Here is a 20,631-nt window from a genome sequence, read left to right as displayed (position 1 = left end):
GTGCGGGTACTGGTGGTGCGCCGACTCCGTTGACGGCCTGCCCGGGTTCAGCCTATGCAACCCCGGAGCCGGTCGTGCGCATTCCGCCCCGCGGGCGCGGACGGTGCGCCCGCGGGGAGCGGACGCCCCGTCATTTCCGTTCGGAGCGCAGGTCGAGTCCGCGCAGCACCTGGTCGACCAGCTCCGGATCGGCGCCGAGCTCACTGCGGGCGGCGAGCATCTCGCGGCGGGAGGCGGCGATCATCTCCTGCTCGACGTCCCGGGCGGCGCGCCACTGGGCCATCCGCAGCTTGGCCTCGGCGGCCTCCTCCTCGGCGTAGTTCTCCGGGCAGAGCCGGGCCAGCCGGTCGTGCTGACGGTCCCGCAGGCGGTCGGCGACCTCGGCGGGCAGCCGGTCCTGCTCCTCCAGCTCGCCGAGCCGGCTGAGCCCGGCCTTGGCGGCCCGCCACCAGAGCTGGCGCACGGCCTGCTCGTGCTTGTCCTGGTCGATGTCCAGCTCGAACCGCTTGGCCAGCCAGGGCAGGGTGAGGCCCTGCACCAGCAGGGTGAAGAGCACCACGCTGAAGGCGATGAAGACCAGCCGGCCGCGCTCGGGGAAGTTCTCGCCGGAGTGCAGGGTGAGCGGGATGGCGAGCGCCAGGGCGACGGTGGCCACCCCGCGCATGCCGGACCACCAGAGGATCACGCTCTCCTTCCAGCTGAACGGCGTGTCCTCGTCGTCGCCGGAGCGCAGCTTCTTCGACAGCCAGCCGGCCGGCAGCAGCCAGAGCAGCCGGACCAGGACGACCACCGCGATGACCACGGCGGCGTCGCCGAGGAATCCGGTCCAGCCGCGGCCGGCCTCCTTGAGCACGGTGGCCAGCTCCAGGCCGATCAGGCCGAAGGCGACGCCGGTGATCAGGATCTCGACCACCTCCCAGAAGGCGTTGCCGACCAGCCGGTAGGAGACGGCGTCCGCGTCGGAGGCCCGCTCGGCGAGGTAGAGCGCGCAGACCACGACGGCGAGCACGCCGGAGCCGTGGATCTCCTCGGCCAGGGTGTAGGCGGCGAAGGGCACCAGCAGGTTGAGCGCGACCTGCTGGGTCGGGTCGTCCAGGCGCTCGGCGAGCCTGGTGTTGACCCAGCCGAGCGCGACGCCGACCACCACGGCCAGCACCGCGGACAGCACGAAGCGCAGCACCGCGCCGCCGGCCGAGAAGTCGCCGCTGACCATGGCCTCGATGGACAGCGAGTAGATGACGATCGCGGTGACGTCGTTGAACAGCCCCTCGCTCTCCAGGATCGCCACCAGGCGGCGGGGCAGCCCGACGCTCCCGGCCACCGCGACGGCGGCGACCGGGTCGGGCGGGGAGACCAGCGCGCCGACCGCGATGGCGGCGGCCAGCGGCAGGGTGGGCAGCAGCCAGTGCACGGTGCCGGCCACGGCGACCGTGGTGACCGCCACCAGGGCGACCGCCAGCAGCAGGATCGAGCGGGCGTTGGCCTTGAAGTAGCGCACCGAGGAGCGCCGGGCCACCGCGAAGATCAGCGGCGGCAGGACCAGCGGAAGGATCAGCTCGGGCTCGATGGTGACGTCCGGGATCTGCGGGACCAGCGCCATGACGATGCCGAGCAGGGTCATCAGCACCGGTTGCGGCACGCCGATCCTCCGACCGAGCGGCATGGTCACCACGGAGGCGAGCAGCACCAGGAAGAACAGGGGCAGCTGGCCCACGGGGAGGTTCCTCTCGACGACGGACGGCTGAGCGCCGTCCAGGATAAATCTGACAATGCGCCCATCGGTGTCGACACGCTGAACAATGACTTGACCTCAAGCGCACTTCAGGTCGGATGATCGTCGACACCGGAGGGATCGAGAAGGGGCGGGAACAGCATGAAAGCGGTCACCGTGACGGGGAACGGCGGTCCGGAGGTCCTGCGGGTCGCCGAGGTGCCCGACCCGCGACCCGGGCCGGGCGAGGTGCGGGTACGGGTGTACGCCGCCGGCGTGCAGCCGGTGGACCTCGCGATCCGCGAGGGGTTCCGCCCGCCGGGACTGGCGGTCGAGCCGCCGTTCGTCCTCGGCAACGAGTTCGCCGGGGTGGTGGACGCCCTCGGCCCGGACGCCGGGCACTGGCGGGTCGGGGACGAGGTGCTGGGCTTCCGGGTGCTGGGCGGCCAGGCCGACCTGGTCACGGTGGGCGCCGACCGGCTGGTGGCCAAGCCCGCCGGGATGCCGTGGGAGCAGGCCGGCTCGCTCTCCGCCTCCGGCCAGACCGCGCACGTGGCGCTCACCGGGCTCGGCGTCGGCCCCGGCGACACCCTGCTGGTGCACGGCGCCGCGGGCGGGGTCGGCACGGTCGCCGTCCAGCTGGCCCGGGCCTGGGGCGCCACGGTGATCGGCACCGCGAGCGAGCGCAACCACGGCTACCTGCGGGAGCTGGGCGCGGTGCCGGTCAGCTACGGCGAGGGGCTGGTCAAGCGGGTCCGGGCGGTCGCGCCGCAGGGGGTGACCGCGGCCTTCGACGCCGCCGGGCGGGGCGCCCTGGAGGCCTCCGTCGAACTGATCGCCGACCGGACCCGGATCGGCACCGTGGTCGACTACCCCGGCGCCGAGCGGCTGGGGGTCCGGGGGCTGCGGGGCGAGCGGACGGCCGGGAGGCTGACCGAGCTGGTCGAGCTCTGGGAGGCCGGCGGGCTGCGGCTGGAGATCGCGGAGTCGTTCCCGATCGAGCGGGTCGCCCAGGCCCACAAGCTGGTCGGCGCCGGGCACGTCCGGGGCAAGGTGGTGCTGACCATGTGAGCGCGCCCGGCTCCCCGCTCCGGCCGATTGTGAGTTTCGGCTGCTGACCAGGTAATGTTCTCCACGTCAGCAGGCGCCGCTAGCTCAGTTGGTTAGAGCAGCTGACTCTTAATCAGCGGGTCCGGGGTTCGAGTCCCTGGCGGCGCACAGACAGCCGGAAGGCCCTTCGCGAGAGCGAGGGGCCTTCCGGCGTTTCCGCGTCCGCCCTTCCGTACGCCCGCCTCCCGCGTGCCCCTCCGTTCCCACGCCGCCACATGCGCCCCCGCAGGCTCCGGATGGCAGGAAAGGTGGGAAGCAGGTCATTGCTGCCACCGCCGCCCGTTGGGAGGCTGGTCGCATGAGAGCGCGCAGCGTGGTCATCGTCCTCTTCGAGGGCGTGCAGAGCCTCGATGTGACCGGCCCCCTGGAGGTGTTCGCGGGGGCGGGCCGGGCGTCCGGGCAGCCCCCGGCCTACCGGGTGACCACCGCCTCCCCCGGCGGCGGTCCGGTGCGCAGCCACAGCGGACTGCGGCTGCTGCCGGACGCGGACCTGGCCGAGATCGGGGCGGTGCACACCCTGCTGGTTCCCGGCGGGATGGACACCGAACTCCCGGACCCGGCCCTGGTGGCACGGATCCGGGAGCTGGCCGGACGGGCCGAGCGGGTGGTGTCGGTGTGCACCGGCGCCTTCCTGCTCGCCGAGGCCGGGCTGCTGGCCGGACGCCGGGCGACCACCCACTGGGCCTACGGCGGGGAACTGGCCCGGCGGTTCCCGGACGTCGAGGTGGACCCGGACCCGATCCACGTCCGGGACGGAAGGATCGCCACCTCGGCCGGGGTCACCGCCGGGATCGACCTGGCGCTGGCCCTGGTGGAGGAGGACCTCGGGCGCGAAACGGCCCTGCTGGTCGCCCGCCACCTGGTGGTCTTCCTGCGCCGGCCGGGCAACCAGGCCCAGTTCAGCACCCAGCTGGCCGCCCAGGTGGCGGCCCGGCGGCCGCTGCGCGAGGTGCAGCGGTGGATCGCCGAGCACCCGGAGGCCGACCTCTCGGTCGAGGCGCTGGCCGGCCGGTCGGCGCTGTCGCCGCGGCACTTCGCCCGGGCCTTCGCCGCCGAGGTGGGGGTGACCCCCGGCCGGTACGTGGACGGGGTCCGGCTGGAGGCCGCCCGGCGGCTGCTGGAGGACACCGACGACGGCATCGAGGAGATCGCGCGCTCCTGCGGCTACGGCACCCCGGAGGCGATGCGGCGCGCCTTCGTCCGGGCCCTGGCCGCCCCACCCGCCGAGTACCGACGCCGCTTCCGACCCGAACCCACCGGAGGTCACTGATGCGCATCGCCATCCTGCTCTACCCCGAGTTCACCACCCTGGACGCGGTCGGCCCGTACGAGGTGCTGTCCCGGATCCCCGGCGCCGAGGTGGTGTTCACCGCCGCCGAACGGGGGCCGGTGCGCAACGACGTCGGCAGCCTGGCGCTCGTCGCGGACGCCGCCCTGGACGAGGTGGACTCGGCCGACCTGCTGCTGGTGCCCGGCGGGCCCGGGACGGAGGCCCAGCTGACGGACCGGGCCGTGCTCGACTGGGTGCGCCGGGTGGACGCGACCACCACCTGGACCACCTCGGTCTGCTCCGGTTCGCTGATCCTGGGCGCCGCCGGGCTGCTCAAGGGCCGCCGGGCCACCAGCCACTGGGGCGTCCTGGACCGGCTGCCCCACTACGGGGCGGAGCCGACCGGGACGGAGCGGGTCGTCATCGACGGCAAGTACGCCATCGCCGCCGGGGTCTCGGCCGGGATCGACCTCGCCCTGACGCTGGCCGGCGTGATCAGCGGGGACACGACCGCGCAGGCGATCCAGCTGCTGATCGAGTACGACCCGCAGCCGCCGTACGCGTCGGGCTCCATGGCGAAGGCGTCCCCCGAGGTGGTCGAGGCGGTCAACCGGCTGATGGTGCGCTAGAGCCGGAGGCCGCGCCCCGGCGGGGCGGGAAGGCGTGGCGGCGGGCGGCGGTGGCCACGGCGAGGACGGGGAGCATCAGCGCGAGCACCGTCCAGGGCAGGGCGCCGGTGCCCAGGCCGCTCAGGACCAGGCCGCCGACCACGCCGCCGCCCGCCATCGCGCCGTTCCACAGGGTCACCAGGACGGCCTGGGCGGCGTCCGCCCGCTCTCCGCCCGCGTCGCCGAGCGCGGTCTGGAGCAGGGTCGGGACGCCGCCCCAGCCCAGGCCCCAGAACAGCGCCGCGACGTACACCGGCGGCGCGCTGCCGGACCGCACCGCGAGGACGGCCGCCGTCAGCGCGACCAGCAGCGCGGCGCCGATCGTCAGCTGCCGCAGCCGGCGGTGGATGTGCGCGCCGATCAGCCAGACGCTCGCCAGCGAGGCCAGCCCGAAGACCAGCAGCACGGTGCCGGTGGAGCCGCCGAGGCCGGACCGGTCCAGGAAGGGCGCGATGTAGGTGAACAGGATGGTGTGCGCGAGCACGAAGAGCACCGTCACGGTGAGCACCGGCCGCACGCCGGGCACGGCGAGCGCCTCGCGGACCGGTGCCCGCTCGCCGGCCGGCTGCCCGGGCTGGTCCGGCAGCAGCGCCGCGATCCAGCCGATCACGCCGACCGCCAGTGCCGTCATGGCGAGGAAGGGCACCCACCAGGCGAGCACCTGCCCCAGGAAGGTGCCGACCGGCACTCCCAGCGACAGCGCGACCGGCACGCCCGCCATCGCCACCGCCATGGCCCGGCCCTGCTGCTCGACCGGCACCAGCCGGCGCGCGTACCCCGCGAGCAGGGCCCAGGCCAGGCCGGCCGCGACGCCCGCGAGGAAGCGGGCGGCCAGCGTGAGCGGGTAGCTGGTGGAGACCGCGGTGACGGTGTTGGCGACCGCGAACCCCGCCATCGCGGAGAGCAGCAGCCGCTTGCGGCCCCAGCCGGCGGTGGCCGCGCTGAGCGGGATCGCGGTGGCGGCGGAGCCGATCGCGTAGACGGTGACGGTCTGCCCGGCCGCGGACTCGCCGACCCCGAGCGCCTCACTCATCCCGGGCAGCACGCCGGCGGGCAGGTTCTCGGTGAGACCGGTGACGAAGACGGCGGTGGCCAGGGCGAGCAGGGCGGACAGGGGAAAGGGCTTGCGGGGTACCGGGGTTGTGAGCTGTTTGGTCGCCATGGGGCCATGCTCGGACCTCACACCGGTGTCAGGTTCAAGCATGGCCCCGGAGGCGTCGGCCCGCGGGGCGTCCGGCCCGCGGAACGTCTGAATTACCGGGGCGTCCGGGTCAGCGCCCGAAGTAGCCTTTGAAGTTCTTGGAGAACTCCTGGCCGCCGAACCGGTCCCAGTTGATCGACCAGGTCATCAGCCCGCGCAGGTTCGGCTGCGCGCCCGAACGCGGCACGTACGTCCCGCAGTTGGCCAGCTTGGTCAGGCAGTCGAGCGCCTTGTTCACCTCGGCCGGGGCGACGTAGCCGTTGCCCGCGTTGGTGGTGGCCGGCATGCCGATGGCGACCTTCGAGGCGGGCAGCGCCGGGAACACGTTGTTGGTGTTGCCCGCCACCGGGAAGCCCTTGAGCAGCATGTCGGTCATCGCGACGTGGAAGTCGGCGCCGCCCATCGAGTGGTACTGGTTGTCCAGGCCCATGATGGAGCCGGAGTTGTAGTCCTGGACGTGCAGCAGGGTGAGGTCGTCGCGCAGCGCGTGGATGACCGGCAGGTACGCCCCGGCCCGCGGGTCCTGGCCGCCCCAGGGGCCCGATCCGTAGTACTGGTAGCCGAGTTGGACGAAGAAGGTCTCCGGCGCCATGGTCAGCACGAAGCCCGGGCCGTACTTGGCCTTGAGGGTCTTCACCGCGGAGATCAGGTTGACGATGACCGGGCTGGTCGGGTTCTTGAAGTCGGTGTCACCGGTGTTGAGGGAGAGCGAGTGCCCCTCGAAGTCGATGTCCAGGCCGTCCAGGCCCCACTTGTCGATGATCGCCGAGACGGAGCTGACGAAGGTGTCCCGGGCGGCGGTGCTGGTCAGCTGGACCTGGCCGTTCTGGCCGCCGATCGAGATCAGCACCTTCTTGCCCTGGGCCCGTTTGGCGGCGATGGCGGCCTTGAACTCGTCGTCCGACTCGACGCCCGGGCACTCGGTGGCCGGGCAGCGGTTGAAGCGGATGTCGCCGGAGGTGACGGAGGTGGGCTCGCCGAAGGAGAGGTTGATGAAGTCCCAGGAGTTCGGGACGTCGGCCATCCGGGTGTAGCCGGCGCCGTTGGCGAAGCTCGCGTGCAGGTAGCCGACCAGGGTGTGGCTGCCGGCGGGCGGGCTGGTGGGCGTGCCCGTGGGGGTCCCGGTCGGGGTTCCGGTGGGCGTCCCGGTCGGGGTGCCCGTCGGCGTCCCGGTCGGCGTCCCGGTCGGGGTCGCGGTCGGCGAGGCGGTCGCGGTGGGTGTCGGCGTGGGCGTCGGGCTGGGCGCGCCCGGGCCGTCCAGCGAGATGTCGTCCGCGTAGTAGGTGCCCTGGCCGTACCAGCCGTGGGTGTAGACGGTGGCGCTGGTCTGGCTCGCGCCGGTGGTGAAGCTGAGGCTGAGCTTCTGGTACGCGCCGCCGGTGCCGGGCGTCCAGGTGCTCGGGCCGCCGCCGTCCACGCCCAGGTAGACGTACGAGCCGTTGACGAAGGCGCTGAGCGTGTAGGTGGTGTTCGGGGCGACGGTGACGGTCTGGCCGCACTGGGCGGTGTCGCCGGCCGTGGCGGCCGCGGCGAGCGCGCGGCTGCCGCTGTGCACCGGGCCGGTGACGACGCTGCCGGAGTTGCCGGAGCAGCTCCAGGGGCCGAGCGAGCCGGACTCGAAGCCGCCGTTGGCCAGGAACTCGCCGGCCGAGGCGGCGGGGGCCAGGCCCAGTGTGGCGCCGACCAGGGCGGCTGCGGCGACGGCGGAGGCGGTACCGGCGGCGACGGCCGCGCGGCGGCTCGTGACCGGGGTTCCGGGGACGGGTGTTCTGCGCATGCGGGCGCTCCTGCGATGGCGCGGTCGTGGGGGACGTCCGAGGGCACGCCGGAGCACGCGCCAGTGGGGGGAACGGCCCGGCCTGGCACCCAAGTTGGACTAGACCACTGAAGTGGATTCGACTGGGCGGTGTCAATGGTCCAGACCGGTTCCCGGCTTCTCCGGTTGCCGGGGGTGACACCCCGTCGAAGGATGGAGGGGTGACCCCGCCCGGCTACCTCCGCCACCCCCACCTGCACGGCAGCCTGCTCACCTTCACCGCCGAGGACGACGTCTGGATCGCCCCGCTGGACGCCGACGGCGCCGGCACCGGCCGGGCCTGGCGGGTCGGCTGCGACCGCACCCGGGTCGGCGACCCCCGCATCTCCCCCGACGGCACCACCCTCGCCTGGACCAGCTGGCTCGGCCTCACCCCCGAGGTGTGGACCGCCCCGGTCGACGGCGGCCAGGCGAGCCGGCTCAGCTTCTGGGGCAGCCAGGACACCCGGGTGCGCGGCTGGCTGCCGGACGGCGAGGTCCTGGCCGTCACCTCCTACCACGAGCCCTTCGGCCACTACACCTGGGCGCACGCCCTGCCACCGGACGGCTCCCCCGGCCGCCGGATGCCCTGGGGGCCGGTCGGCGACGCCCAGATGAGCCACGAACGGACCGTGCTGCTCACCGGCGCCGCCCCGCACGCGCCCGCCGCCTGGAAGCGCTACCGGGGCGGCGCCACCGGCCGGCTCTGGGTGGACGGCGAGCGGATCCTGCCCGAGCACACCGGGCACCTCGCCGCCCCCATGCCGGTCGCCGGCCGGATCGCCTTCCTCTCCGACCACGAGGGCATCGGCAACCTCTACTCCTGCCGCCCCGACGGCACCGACCTGCGCCGCCACACCGACCACGCCTCCTACTACGCCCGCGAGGCCGCCACCGACGGCACCCGGATCGTCTACCAGCACGCCGGCGACCTCTGGCTGCTGGACGGCCTGGACGCCCCCGCCCCGCGCCGGCTGCACGTCCCGCTCGGCGGTGCCCGGGCCGGTCGCCGCCCCTACCAGGTCGGCGCCGCGAGCCAGGTCAAGGACCTCGCCTGCGACCAGACCGGCCGGGCCGGGGTGATCACCGTGCGCGGCAGCCAGTACTGGCTCACCCACAAGGACGGCCCGGCCCGCGCGCTCGCCGACACCCCCGGGGTGCGCACCCGGCTGCCGGTGGTGCTCGGACACACCGGCGAGGCGGCCTGGATCACCGACGCCGAGGGCGCCGACGCGATCGAGGTGGTGCCGCTGCCCGGCCACGCCGACCCGCCGGGCCCCGCCGGACCGCGGAAGCACCACCACCGGGTGCTCGCCGCCGGACGGATCGGCCGCGTCCTGGAGCTCACCGCCTCCCCCGACGGCAGCCGGCTCGCCGCCACCACCTCGGACGGACGACTGCTGCTGGTCGGCGCCGCCGACGGCGAGGTGCGCGAACTGGCCGCCTCCGGCTACGGGCCGGTCTCCAGCGCCCGCTTCTCCCCCGACTCGCACTGGATCGCCTGGTCGGAGCCGGTCGCCGGGCGTTCACTGCGCCGCATCCGGCTCACCCGCGCCGACGCGCCCTCCTCGACCACCGACGTCACCGACGGCCGGTTCGAGGACGAGCAGCCGGTGTTCACCCGGGACGGCCGCTACCTGGCCTTCCTGTCCTGGCGCGGCTTCGACCCGGTCCACGACGTGCACACCGGCGACCTCTCCTTCCCGCTCGGCTGCCGCCCGTACCTCGTCCCGCTCGCCGCCGACACCCCCTCGCCGTTCTCCGCCCCGGCCGAGGACGGCGCCCCGCACCACGACGGCGACGGCACCGTCCGGGTCGACCCGGACGGGATCGGCGAGCGACTGCTCCAGTTCCCGGTGATCGCCTCCAAGTACTCGGCCACCGACGCGGTGCGCGGCGGCCTGGTCTGGCTGCGCTGGCCGATCTCCGGCACCCTCGGCCAGACCTTCGCCAGCCCGGAGGACACCTCGGGCCGCCCCTCGCTGGAGCACTTCGACCTGGCCCGGGGCACCCGCAGCACCGTGGTCGACAAGCTGGACGGCTACGCGGTCTCCGGGGACGGCGGCTCGATCGCGGTCTACTCGGCCGGGACGCTGCGGGTGATCCCGGTCGGCGCCCCCTCCGCCGGGACCACCGTCGACCTGCGCCGGATCACCCACACCGTGCACCCGGCCGCCGAGTGGCGCCAGGCCTACCACGAGGCGGCCCGGATCGTCCGGGACCAGTTCTGGGACGAGCGGATGTCCGGCCTGGACTGGCCCGCGCTGGTCGCCCAGTACGAGCCGCTGCTGGACCGGGTCTGCTCCCCCGACGACTTCGCCGACCTGCTGCGCGAACTCCTCGGCGAACTCGGCACCTCGCACGCCTACGTCACCCCGTCCCGGCGCGCCGAGGGCCCCACGCTCGCCCAGCAGCCGCTCGGCCTGCTCGGCGCCAACGCCCGCCACGCCCCCGACGGCCGCTGGCTGGTCGACCGGGTGCTGCCCGGCGAGACCTCCGACCCGCGCGCCCGCGCCCCACTCGCCGCCCAGGGCGTCCGGGACGGCGACGAGTTCCTGGAGATCGGCGGCCGCCCGGTGGACCCGCTGCGCGGACCGCTGCCGCTGCTGGCCGGCACCGGCGGCAGCACGCTCGAACTGGCCCTGCGCAAAGGCCCGGACGGCCCGGTGCGGCGGATCGTGATCACCCCGCTGACCGACGAGCGGCCCCTCCGCTACCAGGACTGGGTGACCAGACGACGCGCCCTGGTGCGGGAGTTCAGCGACGGGCGGTGCGGCTACCTGCACATCCCGGACCTCGGCGGCTCCGGCTGGGCACAGTTCAACCGGGACCTGCGGCGCGAGCTGGACAAGCCCGCGCTGGTTCTGGACGTCCGCGGCAACGCCGGCGGCAACGTCTCCGAACTGGTGCTGGAGAAACTCTCCCGGCACGTCCTGGCCTGGGACTTCAGCCGGGACCGCCGACCGGTGCGCTGGCCCCGGCACGCACCGCGCGGACCACTGGTGGCACTGGCCGACGAGGCCACCAGCTCGGACGGCGACGTGATCATCGCGGCGATCAAGCTGCTCGGTCTCGGCCCGGTGATCGGCACCCGCACCTGGGGCGGGGTGGTCGGGATGAGCGGGCGCCACACCCTCGGCGACGGCACCCAGATCTCGGTGCCGAAGAACGCCTCCTGGTTCGGCGGCGGGCTGGGCTGGTCGGTGGAGAACCGGGGCGTCGAACCGGACGTGCACGTGCTGCGCACCCCGCGCGACTGGGCCCGGGGGCGCCATCCGGAGCTGGTCGCGGCCGTCCAGCTGGCCCTGGAGCTGCTGGAGGACGCGCCCGCCGCGGCGCCCCCGCCGGAGTCCACGCCCCGGCCGGACCTGCGGCGACCGCCGCTGCCGCCGCGTGCGGGGTGATCCCCGGGCTCAGCCCCAGGGGTCGCCCTCGGCGGTCATGTTCTCGGCGGCGCGCCGGTCGTCCTCCTCCTGGGCGAGCCGTTCCTGCTGCTCCCGGGTCCGCTCGACGTCGTTGCCGTACGCGTCGGCGGCCTCGTCGTGGGCGAGGGCGGCGCGCTGGGCGGCCTCCTGCCCGGTGGACTCGTGCTGCGGCCGGTGGAACAACCTGTCGAAGATGCCCATGACTCCTCCAAACGGGGTGGACGGGAGGTCGGAAGACCGGGCTGCCCCCACTCTCACACCGGGTGCCCACGGGCGCACCTTGAGCCTTTGGTCCCTGGTGGACGCGCCCAAGGACCGTAGCCGCGGGCCCCCGGCCGGGCGCAGATTGGGGCCGTCGGCGAAATCGACGCCACCCTCTGGAGCCCGCTGTGACCGTCGCACATCCCGGAAGCCACGCCCGGCGCACCGCCGAGGACCCGCACGACGGACCGCGCCGGCGGGTCGGCCCGCTGGCCGCGCTGGACGGCCGGCTGCCCGGCGCGCACGACCTGCTGCTGATGCAGTGCCCCAGCTCGCTGCGGCCCCTCGCCGGCGGCGAGCTGCCGACGTGGGCGCGGGCGGTGCTGCGGGCGCACCCCTGGGTGACGGTCGGCCGGGCACCCGCCGTGGTCGGCAACCCGGTGGACCTCCCGCACCCGCAGCGCTGCACCCGGGACCCGGAGGCGGCGCCCGAACTGTGGTTCCCGGTCACCGTGCGCGGCCCGCGCCCCGGACAGCGGATGGACGCACTGGCCCCCTGGGCGGCGGTGGCCCGGACGCTGCGGCCCGAGCAGCTGGTCGAACGGCGCGAACGGCTGGCCCCCGAACGGCTGGCCGGCATCCCGGCGCTGGCCCTGCTGCCGGAGGTCGGCCGGCTGGTGGCGGACCACCGGCTGCCCTGGGGCCCGATCGGCGCGGTCGGCTACGAGCTGGGCAGCGGGGTGCCGGTGAGCGGACCGCTCAGCCCGCTGCGGCTGGTGCTGCGCTGCCCGCAGCCGATCAGCCGGCGCGACGCCCTGCAGTTGCGGCGGGCGCTGACCAAGCTGCCGGTCCCCGTGCAGGCCGAGCTGGAGACCCGGCACGGCTCGGTCCAGCTGGCCGAGTACGCCTCCGGCACCCACAGCCTCACCCTGCTCACCCCGGACGGCCCCCGCGAGGTCCGTGACCCGTGGTTCCCCCGGGGCCCGTTCGTCTGAGCGGCCGGACCGGTCGGGCGGCTCCCGCCGCGGCCGGGGCAATCTCGGAGTTGGCGCGAGGGCCCGGCACCCGCGACGATGGAGCGTCCTCCGACCGTCCCGGACAAGGGAGTTGCCCCGTGCCGCACATCACCATCGACAACGGACAGCCGGGAATCAGCGGGCTGCTGGCGCTGCGCCCGGACACCGCGGCCCCGCTGGGGATGCTCGCCAACGCGCTGCTGCGGGACCCGGCGCCGATGAGCCGGGGCGAGCGCGAGCTGGTCGCCGCCTACGTCTCCCGGCTCAACGGCACCCGCTTCTGCGAGGGCTCCCACAGCGCCTTCGCCGCGGCGCAGTTGGACGGCGGCGAGGACCTGGTGAAGGCGGCCCTGACCGATCCCTCGGCCGCGCCGCTCACGGAGCGGATGCGGGCCCTGCTGCGGATCGCGGCGGAGGTGCAGAAGCAGGCCGCGCCGGTTTCGAAGGAGGCGGTGGCGGCCGCCCGCGCGGCCGGCGCCGGTGACACCGAGATCCACGACACCGTGCTGATCGCCGCCGCCTTCTGCATGTACAACCGGTACGTCGACGGTCTGGCCACCGACCTTCCCGAGGACCCGGGCTACTACGCCGAGGGCGCGAAGCGAATCGTCGACTCCGGCTACGCCCGCGGGAACTGAGCAGCGGGGGCCGGAGCACCGGGCGGCGCCGTCCTCGGACGGCGCCGCCCGGCGGCGTTCGCGCGCCGCGCCCGGTGCGTTCGGCGGTCAGCCGGTGACGCTCGCCGCACCCGTCTCCAGGTGGCCGGTGAAGCGCTGGGACCAGCTGCTGTCGGCGTCCACCGTGACGGTGAAGTCGTACCAGCCGTTGTTGTACGCGACCGCGTTGAAGAAGTCGCCGACGCTGCCGCCGGCCGGGACCTGGTACGTCCAGGGGCCGTCCGTCCGGTAGTTGTTCGAGGCGATGGTGAAGGTCACCGGCGTGCTACCGGAGTTGGCCAGCTCGAACCGGAGCGCGAGCTTCCCCGCCCCCGGCTCGACCGCGTACGAGGCGGTGACGGCCGCGTTCCTGCCCGCCTTGGTGAGGTCGCCGGTGAAGCGGCGCAGGAAGCGGTTCGGACCGACGACGGTCAGGTCGTACTTGCCGTTGCCGAAGCCGTTGGTGCCGCAGTTGAAGAAGTCGGTGACGGGGCTGCCGGAGTCGACGGTGTACTGCCAGGGGCCGCCGCTGCGGTAGGCGTTGGCGTAGGCGGCGAAGTGGGAGGCCCGGGCGGCGCCGTCGTTGGACATCTTCACCCAGACGTGCATGACGCCGCCGGCGTCGGTGTCCCAGTGGTCCAGGTTGGCGTTCGGCTGGTACGGCAGGGCGCGCGCGGGCCGGGTGCCGGACTCCTGCACCGGCAGCTGGTTGTTCACCGGGGCCGGGTTGGGCAGCGGGCCGCAGGCGGACAGGCCGATGGTCTGCGAGGTGTCGGGCAGCGCGGGCAGGCCGTACACCGGGTGGGCGAAGTCGAACACGCTGGTCAGGTCGCCGCAGACGCGGCGGCGCCAGTCGCTGATGCCGGGACAGGCGGCGGGCTTGCCGAGGGCGGCCGTCCAGACCTCCAGGAAGCGCAGCACCGAGGTGTGGTCGAAGGTCTCGGAGTTGACCCAGCCACCGCGGGTCCAGGGCGAGACGGCGATCAGCGGGACGCGGAAGCCGAGGCCGATGTTGGTGCCGTTGTAGAACTCGCCCGGGGTGCCGGCCGGGGCGGCCGGCGGCGGGACGTGGTCGAAGAAGCCGTCGTTCTCGTCGTAGTTGAGGAACAGCACGGTGGAGTTGAAGACGTTCGGGTCGGCGTTGAGCGCGTCGATCACCATGTGGACGAAGTGCGCGCCGTCGGCCGGGGTGGCGTACGGGTGCTCGGAGGAGGCCTGGTCGGCGACGATCCAGGAGACCTGCGGGAGGGTGCCGGCCAGCACGTCGGCCTTGATCGCGGCGGCGATGTCGTCCGGGGTCCTCCCGGTGACCTTGGGCACCGAGCCCATGCCCTTGGCCGCCAGCGGGCTGCCGGCCGGGGCGCCGGTGAAGTTGGTGAAGTACGCCAGGGCGTTGTCGCCGTAGTTGTCGGCGGCGTTCTGGTAGACCTTCCAGCTGACGCCCGCCGTCTCCAGCGCCTCGGCGTAGGTCTGCCAGCGCAGGCCCTTCTCGTCGCCGCCGTCGTAGGCGGGGCCGCCCGCGGCGCCGGACGGGTCGATCTGGCCGGACCAGTGGTAGGTGCGGTTGGGGCCGGTCGCGCTCAGCACGGAGCAGTGGTAGGCGTCGCAGATGGTCCAGTTCTCGGCCAGCGCGTAGTGGAACGGGATGTCCTGGCGGGTCAGGAAGCCGAGTGTGCGGACGTTGCCCTTGGCGGCGACCCAGGAGTCCAGCTTCCCGCCGTTCCAGGCCTTGTGCTGGTCGGACCAGCCGTGGCTGAGGTCCCCGTTGCACTGGGCGAGGCGCTCGGGGTCGGCGCCGCCGGCCGGCTTGGTCTGGCTGAACTGCCACGGGTACTGGCGGCCGAACAGGCCGTTGGGCTGGTTGAAGACGCTGTAGCCGCCGGATATCTGGATGGCGCTGCGGTCGGCGAAGCCGCGCACGCCGCGCAGCGTGCCGAAGTAGTGGTCGAAGCTGCGGTTCTCCTGCATCAGGATCACCACGTGCTGGGCGTCGGTGATGGTGCCGGTCGTGCCGAGCGCGGTGGTGGCGGCGGGCGCGGCCGTGCCGCCCGGGGCGGCCCCCGCGGCGGCACCGGTGCCGGCCACCGCGAGGCCCGCCGCGGCGGCACCGGACAGCGTGACGAACTTCCTACGACTCAACTCGGCCATCAGCCCGGCCCGTCCCTTCGCTGGCGATGTTGTGCACACAAGTCGGAGCTCACTCGATCGCGCAGCAGTCTCCACCGCCCGCGAAGCGGCCCACCAGATGCGTGCGGCAGGATTGGCGGACTGTTCGTCGGGGCGTCACCGAGCGACGCCCGGCTGAACGGGCGAAGGGGGCCGGGTGCTCAGCGGTCCTTGACCTCGATCCCCAGTGCATGAGCGAACTGCGGTGCCAGCTCCATCAGTTGGGGGGAGCTGATGACCGCGCCGCGCAGCCCCTGGTGGCCGTCGGCCAGACCGAGCCGGACGGCGCCGCGCAGGTCCGTCCGGCTCAGCGTCGCGCCGCGCAGCCGGACCTCCTCCAGCGTCGAGCCGGGGAAGGACACCCCGGTCAGCTTCGCCCCGCCGAAGTCCACGTCGCGCAGCAGGCAGTCCTCGAAGACGACGTCCCGCAGGACCGCCGAGCGCAGGTTGACCGCCTCCAGCTTGCAGCCCCGGAACACCACCCGGCGCAGCGCCGAGCCGTACCCGGCGACCCCGGCGAGCACCCCGCCCGCGAAGGAGCTGTCCTGCCACTCGGAGTCGCTCAGGTCGCAGGCGACCCAGCGGCCGGCCTGCACCCACACCTCGTTGAACCGGGCCTGGCGCAGCTTGACCCCGCTGAGCGCGACACCGGTGAAGGCGCACTCCAGGAAGGCCGCCCCGGCACCCGACTCGTCGGTGTGCTCGCCCCCGTCGAAGTGCGCGGTGTCGTACCGCTCGTCGCTGCGCAGCGGCCCGGTGTGCGGGCGCAGCAGCTCGGCGTACGGGAGGTCGGCGAGCCGGTCGGGGACGGCACGGGACATGGCGGTGGCTCCTGGCGGTCGGGGGGGCGGAGGGGTCTCGCCCGCATGCTCGCACGCGGCACCGACAACGCCCGGCAGCGACGACACCCGGTTCCGACGACGCCCGGCACCGGGCACCGGGCACCGGACCCCCGGCAGCCGGCCTCCGGCGACGCCCGGCAGCAGCGCGGGCCCGACGCCTCCCCGACACGGCGGTGCCCCGGACCGGCCGCCTCGGCGCGGCCGGTCCGGGGCGTTCACCACTCGGGTCAGCCGCGCACCCAGAGCGAGTTGACGCGGGTGCGCTCGGCGCTGTTCGGGTACGGGTTGGTGCAGGAGGTGCCGGGGCCGCCGCCCGACATCAGCTCGCTGCACGGGCCGGAGTAGTGGTCCGGCAGGCCGAGCACGTGCCCGGTCTCATGCGCCACCACGCGCACCGAGCTGTACTGCTGGTTCTGCTGGTAGTCGAGGAAGACGTAGCCGCGCCCGTGGCCGTCGGTGCTGGCGTAGGAGCCGCGGCTGTCGTTGCCCTCGTAGTAGCGGAAGTCGGCGGCCGAGCCGGAGCGCAGCTGGACGTTGGCGACCGAACCGTTCCAGATCTGCGCGGCCTGGGATATCTGGTTGCGGAAGGACGGGGCGGAGCTGGCGTCGTAGGTGACGGTGACGGTCGCCAGGCCCGGGTTGGCGGCCTGCTTGGCCTTGGCGGAGGCCATCACGGCCTGGAAGAAGGCCTGGTTGTTCGCGGCCTCCGCGGCCGAGCCGGCGTACGTCGAGGCGGTGTAGCCCTGCACGGCCGGGGCGGCCGGGGCCGCGGCGGCGGCCGTGGTGGGCAGGACGGCGAGGCCGGCCGCGAGGGCGAGGCCGAGGGTGGCGGACAGCACGGATCGCTTCATGTGGGGGCTCCGATTCCTGAGGTGACGTGGCCGGTTGGGGGCCGGCCCGGGGGAACACCTGGTCAACGGGTGGTGTCCCCAGAGCTTCGGGCAACCCGGTGCGTGCGCGGATGATGCCAACCCGCGATAGCACCGTCCAATACCCCTGTGATGGGGCCGAATTGAGTTGTCTTTTCCTGGCCTTGACTCAATCGTGCCCCTGGCATTCCGTTCCGGCGGCGGCTAGGCTCCCGTCCGGGGAAGTACCCGGTGCGGCGGGCCGCCCGATTCCGGCCGGGCGGCCCGCCGCTCCGAACCCGCCTGCGGGCCGCGTCAGTTCCGCGCCGCGAGGCCGTTCTCCCAGAGGGAGTCGACCTGGCCGCGCTCGTTGCCGTCGGGGTACGGGTTGGTGCAGGACGGGCCGGGGCCGCCGCCCGACATCAGCTCGCTGCACGGGCCGGAGTAGTCGTCGGGCAGGCCGAGCACGTGCCCGGTCTCGTGCGCCGTGACGCGGAGCGAGCTGTACTCCTGGTTCTGCTGGTAGTCGAGGAAGACGTAGCCGTGGCCGTGGCCGTCGGTGCTGGCGTAGGACCCGCGGCTGTCGCTGCCCTCGTAGTACGAGAAGTCGCCGTTGCCGCTGCTCTCCTGGAGCCGCACGTTGCGCACCGAGCTGTTCCAGATCTGCGCGGCCTGGGATATCTGGCCGGTGAAGGAGGGCGCGTTCGCGGTGTCGTAGGTGACGGTGACGGTCAGCAGCCACGGGTTCGCGGCCTGCCGGGCCTTGGCCGAGGCCATCACGGCGTGGAAGAAGGCCTGGTTGTCCGCGGTCTCCGCGGCCGAGCCGGCGTACGTCGAGGGGGTGTAGCCCTGGACGGCGGCCGGGGCGGCCGGGGCCGCGGAGGCCACGGTGGCGGGCAGGGTCGCGAGGCCGGCCGCGAGGGCCAGGCCCAGGGCGGCGGACAGCACGGATCGCTTCATGCGGGGCTCCGGTTTCGCGGTGCGCCGCCGCACCGGGGCCGGTGGGGGCCGGGCCCGGGGGCGGTGCACGGTGGGGGCCGTCCCGGTGGTGACCGGGGCGGGTTGCTGTCCCCGAGCTTCGACCCGCCCGGGGCCCTCGCGGATGATGCCAACCGGCGATAGCTCGGCCGCATAGCGGCCGGGTCCGCCGCGCGCCGCGCCGGTCGGTCCGCCGACCGGCCCTTCGGCATGCCCTTGAATGCCTGTCATGTCCTTGGCGAGGTGGTGCGGCGGCGTCTATGCTCCGGACGTGGAGCTCGACGTGAGACACCTCCGGGTGCTGTGCGCGATCGCCGACAGCGGCAGCCTCCGCAAGGCCGCGCTCCAGCTCGGCATGACCCAACCCTCCCTCACCACCCAGCTGCACCGGATCGAACGGGCCATCGGCGGCACCCTGTTCACCCGCGAGCAGACCGGCAGCCGGCCGACCGCGCTCGGTCACTCGGTGCTCTCCCGGGCCCGGCCGGTGATCACCGAGATGGCGGCCCTGGTGACCGCCGCGCGCCAGGAGGCCCGGGACGCGGCCGGGCCCGGCCGGCAGCGTCGGCTGCGGATCGGCAGCGTCGGCAGCCGGGCGGTCGCGGCCTGGCTGCGCCGGGTGCACGAGCGGCTGCCGGACACCGACACCACCATCCACGTGGACGTCTCGGCCAGCGCGCTGCTGCGGATGGTCGCCGCCGACCAGCTGGACGTGGCCTTCGTGTACGAGAGCGAGGGCTTCCCGCTGCGGGTGCCGCCGGACGCCGAGCAGCGGGTGCTGATGGCCCGGGAGCCGCAGTTCGTCGCGCTCGCGGCCGGGCACCCGGCCGCCGCCCGGCCGGTCGTCCACCTGGCCGACCTCGCCGAGGACACCTGGATGGTCGACCCGACCGCCGACCACGAGTACGCGGCGATGCGCCGGGTGTTCAGCGAGGCCGGGCTCAACCCCCGGGTGGTACAGGTGCGGGACAACGCCACCGCCGCCGAGCTGGTCGCCTCCGGCGAGGCCGTCCGTCCCTGCCAGCCGACCTCGCTGCCCGGGCCCGGCACGGTGGTCCGCCCGGTGCACGGGGACCCGCTGGCCGTCCGGCTGCTGTTCACCTGGCGTCCGTGCGTGCTCAGCCCGCCCGCGCTGGACGCGCTGTACGGCGAACTGCGGGCCGCCTACCTGGATCTGGCCAAGGTCAACCCCGCCTACCTGGACTGGCTGGCCCGGCACGAGCCGGTGCTGCTGGAGCGGGTCGGCTAGCGGGCGCCCAGCCCGCCGGCACCCATCCCACCGGCACCCGCGCCGGCGACGCCCGCCCGCTTGCTCTCCCGGCCGTGGATCAGCACGCCCGCCACGACCATCAGCGCGCAGACCAGGCCCGCCGCGAGCACCCCGGAGCCGCCGAGCGCGGTGCAGGCCAGCACCAGCACGGCCCCCGTCGGCGCCACCGCCTGGGCCACCGCGCCCCGCTTGGTGTGCCGGGAGTGCAGGAACCAGACCGTGAACAGGTAGAGCGCGGTGGGCACGGTGACCGTCGCGGTGGCGGCGGTCTCCGAGATGTGCGCCTTGTGCACCGCCGAATCCACCGCGACCTCCAGCCCGGTGCCGATCGCCGCCGCCGAGCCGAACACCAGGTAGTGCCCGTACCCCCAGACCAGTGCCTGCCGGTTGGACCGCAGGTGCTCGTGGACGGACCGGGCGAAGTAGATCCACCAGGCCGAGAAGCAGATCAGCAGCCCGCCGATCGCGACCGGCACCAGCCGGCCCAGGCCCTCGTGCTCGTCCACCGCCGACTGCACCGCGACGGTCGCGGCCGCCACCGTCTCGCCGAGCACGATCAGGGTGAACAGCCCGTACCGCTCGGCGATGTGGTGCGGGTGCCAGGAGGTCCGCATCCGCAGCTCGGCGATCACCGGCACGGCCAGCTCGCACAGCACCCCGACGGGGATGACGTACGACCGGACGCCGGGCGGCAGGAACAGCACCACCACCCAGCCGACCTGGCAGAGCGTGATCCCCGCCGCGTAGCCCAGCGCGACCCGGCGCGCCAGGCCCTGTTCGCCGGCGGCCGCGCGCAGCCACTGGGTGACCATCGCCAGGCGCATCACCACGTAGCCGACGATCGCCAGCGTCAGGTCCTGGGTGGCGAACAGCCGCGGCACCCCGGCGGCGAGGATCAGCACCCCGGCGATCTGCACCAGCGTGGTGACCCGGTACGGCACGTCGTCGACGTCGTACGCGGAGGCGAACCAGGTGAAGTTCATCCAGGCCCACCAGATCGCGAAGAAGGTCAGCGTGTAGCCGCGCAGGCCCTCGCCGTAGTGCCCGGCCGCCAGGGAGTGGGCCAGTTCGCGCCCGGCCTGGCCCACCGCGACCACGAAACAGAGGTCGAAGAAGAGCTCCAGCGGGGTGGCGACCCGGTGCGGCTCGTGCCGGTCGCGCGGGACCATCCGGCGCACCGGCGGCGGGTCGACGGGGTGGCCGGGGGGTGCCGCGGCCGCGGGGTCACTGACCATCGGAGCTGCTCCGGGAGTCGGGAGGGGAGTCGTCCCGCGCATCCTGGCAGCGCCTCCGGCCCGGTGCACGCACCGGCGCGGCAGGTGTGCACGCACCGGCACGGCAAGTGCACGCTCGGGCAGAGCGGGCTCGGGCAGGACAGGGCAAGGCAGGCTCGGGCAGGGCAGGTGTGCACGCTCGGGCGCGTGGCGGGAACCCCGCGCGCCGCCGGTCACGATGGCCCTGAATATCCCTTTTT

At 74.2% G+C, this 20,631-nt stretch carries 16 protein-coding genes and 1 tRNA gene; 8 read left to right on the top strand and 9 right to left on the bottom strand.

The window, feature by feature from the left end; translation table 11 throughout:
- Positions 1 to 130: 130 nt before the first annotated feature.
- Positions 131 to 1,714, bottom strand: a complete 1,584-nt coding sequence (locus ACFVUY_RS25700) for a Na+/H+ antiporter (RefSeq protein ID WP_387691825.1) — start codon at positions 1,712 to 1,714, stop codon at positions 131 to 133.
- A 159-nt stretch (positions 1,715 to 1,873) separates the two neighbouring features.
- Here ACFVUY_RS25700 and ACFVUY_RS25695 point away from each other — a divergent pair, with 159 nt between their 5' ends.
- The 4 genes from ACFVUY_RS25695 to ACFVUY_RS25680 all read left to right on the top strand — a co-directional run bounded on the left by ACFVUY_RS25695 (position 1,874) and on the right by ACFVUY_RS25680 (position 4,720).
- The gene (locus tag ACFVUY_RS25695) at positions 1,874 to 2,782 is read left to right on the top strand and encodes an NADP-dependent oxidoreductase (RefSeq protein WP_387733584.1); all 909 of its coding nucleotides are present in this window, start codon (positions 1,874 to 1,876) and stop codon (positions 2,780 to 2,782) included.
- A gap of 73 nt (positions 2,783 to 2,855) precedes the next feature.
- Positions 2,856 to 2,929 (top strand) — tRNA-Lys (locus tag ACFVUY_RS25690).
- 190 nt (positions 2,930 to 3,119) lie between these two features.
- A complete protein-coding gene (locus ACFVUY_RS25685) occupies positions 3,120 to 4,091 on the top strand; it encodes a GlxA family transcriptional regulator (RefSeq protein ID WP_387733581.1) in 972 nt (323 codons plus the stop codon).
- Positions 4,091 to 4,720, top strand: a complete 630-nt coding sequence (locus tag ACFVUY_RS25680; protein WP_387691819.1) for a DJ-1/PfpI family protein — start codon at positions 4,091 to 4,093, stop codon at positions 4,718 to 4,720. The genes ACFVUY_RS25685 and ACFVUY_RS25680 overlap by 1 nt, the downstream gene beginning before the upstream one ends.
- On the opposite strand, the gene ACFVUY_RS25675 is transcribed toward ACFVUY_RS25680, so the two are convergent.
- Together ACFVUY_RS25675 and ACFVUY_RS25670 are read right to left on the bottom strand one after the other, a co-directional pair.
- A complete protein-coding gene (locus ACFVUY_RS25675; protein WP_387733578.1) occupies positions 4,698 to 5,921 on the bottom strand; it encodes an MFS transporter in 1,224 nt (407 codons plus the stop codon). The two genes, ACFVUY_RS25680 and ACFVUY_RS25675, sit on opposite strands and share 23 nt — an antisense overlap.
- Before the next feature lie 109 nt (positions 5,922 to 6,030).
- Positions 6,031 to 7,737, bottom strand: coding sequence for a chitinase (locus ACFVUY_RS25670; protein WP_387733576.1), 1,707 nt, complete (start codon positions 7,735 to 7,737; stop codon positions 6,031 to 6,033).
- Between the two features lie 200 nt (positions 7,738 to 7,937).
- Here ACFVUY_RS25670 and ACFVUY_RS25665 point away from each other — a divergent pair, with 200 nt between their 5' ends.
- On the top strand, positions 7,938 to 11,159 hold the full coding sequence (locus ACFVUY_RS25665; protein ID WP_387733574.1) for a S41 family peptidase: 3,222 nt from the start codon (positions 7,938 to 7,940) through the stop codon (positions 11,157 to 11,159).
- Positions 11,160 to 11,168: 9 nt separating this feature from the next.
- On the opposite strand, the gene ACFVUY_RS25660 is transcribed toward ACFVUY_RS25665, so the two are convergent.
- On the bottom strand, positions 11,169 to 11,381 hold the full coding sequence (locus tag ACFVUY_RS25660) for a hypothetical protein (RefSeq protein WP_359901784.1): 213 nt from the start codon (positions 11,379 to 11,381) through the stop codon (positions 11,169 to 11,171).
- A 188-nt stretch (positions 11,382 to 11,569) separates the two neighbouring features.
- Between ACFVUY_RS25660 and ACFVUY_RS25655 the strand changes: the two genes are divergently transcribed.
- Positions 11,570 to 12,376, top strand: coding sequence for a phosphoribosyl-dephospho-CoA transferase MdcG domain-containing protein (locus ACFVUY_RS25655; RefSeq protein ID WP_387691811.1), 807 nt, complete (start codon positions 11,570 to 11,572; stop codon positions 12,374 to 12,376).
- 119 nt (positions 12,377 to 12,495) lie between these two features.
- Entirely contained in the window at positions 12,496 to 13,035 is a 540-nt protein-coding gene (locus ACFVUY_RS25650) for a carboxymuconolactone decarboxylase family protein (protein ID WP_359901790.1), read from the top strand.
- A gap of 87 nt (positions 13,036 to 13,122) precedes the next feature.
- On the opposite strand, the gene ACFVUY_RS25645 is transcribed toward ACFVUY_RS25650, so the two are convergent.
- The 4 genes from ACFVUY_RS25645 to snpA (ACFVUY_RS25630) all read right to left on the bottom strand — a co-directional run bounded on the left by ACFVUY_RS25645 (position 13,123) and on the right by snpA (ACFVUY_RS25630) (position 17,869).
- Positions 13,123 to 15,201: a phosphocholine-specific phospholipase C gene (locus tag ACFVUY_RS25645; RefSeq protein ID WP_387733571.1), complete on the bottom strand. Its 2,079-nt coding sequence runs from the start codon at positions 15,199 to 15,201 to the stop codon at positions 13,123 to 13,125.
- Between the two features lie 179 nt (positions 15,202 to 15,380).
- A complete protein-coding gene (locus tag ACFVUY_RS25640; RefSeq protein WP_387691807.1) occupies positions 15,381 to 16,040 on the bottom strand; it encodes a pentapeptide repeat-containing protein in 660 nt (219 codons plus the stop codon).
- A gap of 248 nt (positions 16,041 to 16,288) precedes the next feature.
- Positions 16,289 to 16,912, bottom strand: a complete 624-nt coding sequence (gene snpA, locus ACFVUY_RS25635) for a snapalysin (RefSeq protein WP_359901799.1) — start codon at positions 16,910 to 16,912, stop codon at positions 16,289 to 16,291.
- A 312-nt stretch (positions 16,913 to 17,224) separates the two neighbouring features.
- Positions 17,225 to 17,869: a snapalysin gene (gene snpA, locus ACFVUY_RS25630; RefSeq protein WP_387691805.1), complete on the bottom strand. Its 645-nt coding sequence runs from the start codon at positions 17,867 to 17,869 to the stop codon at positions 17,225 to 17,227.
- 247 nt (positions 17,870 to 18,116) lie between these two features.
- On the opposite strand from snpA (ACFVUY_RS25630), the gene ACFVUY_RS25625 reads away from it, so the two are divergent.
- The gene (locus ACFVUY_RS25625) at positions 18,117 to 19,136 is read left to right on the top strand and encodes a LysR family transcriptional regulator (protein WP_387733569.1); all 1,020 of its coding nucleotides are present in this window, start codon (positions 18,117 to 18,119) and stop codon (positions 19,134 to 19,136) included.
- Here the strand turns inward: ACFVUY_RS25625 and ACFVUY_RS25620 are convergent.
- Positions 19,133 to 20,392 (bottom strand): low temperature requirement protein A, encoded by a 1,260-nt coding sequence (locus ACFVUY_RS25620; protein ID WP_387733566.1) that lies wholly within the window; start codon positions 20,390 to 20,392, stop codon positions 19,133 to 19,135. The genes ACFVUY_RS25625 and ACFVUY_RS25620 overlap by 4 nt on opposite strands.
- Positions 20,393 to 20,631: the final 239 nt, after the last annotated feature.

Origin of the sequence: Kitasatospora sp. NPDC058063 (assembly GCF_042885395.1) — a bacterium.
Lineage (GTDB): Bacteria > Actinomycetota > Actinomycetes > Streptomycetales > Streptomycetaceae > Kitasatospora > Kitasatospora lactacystinica.
Note: the sequence above shows the minus strand (reverse complement) of the source record. Positions and strands in the feature narration are given on the sequence as shown.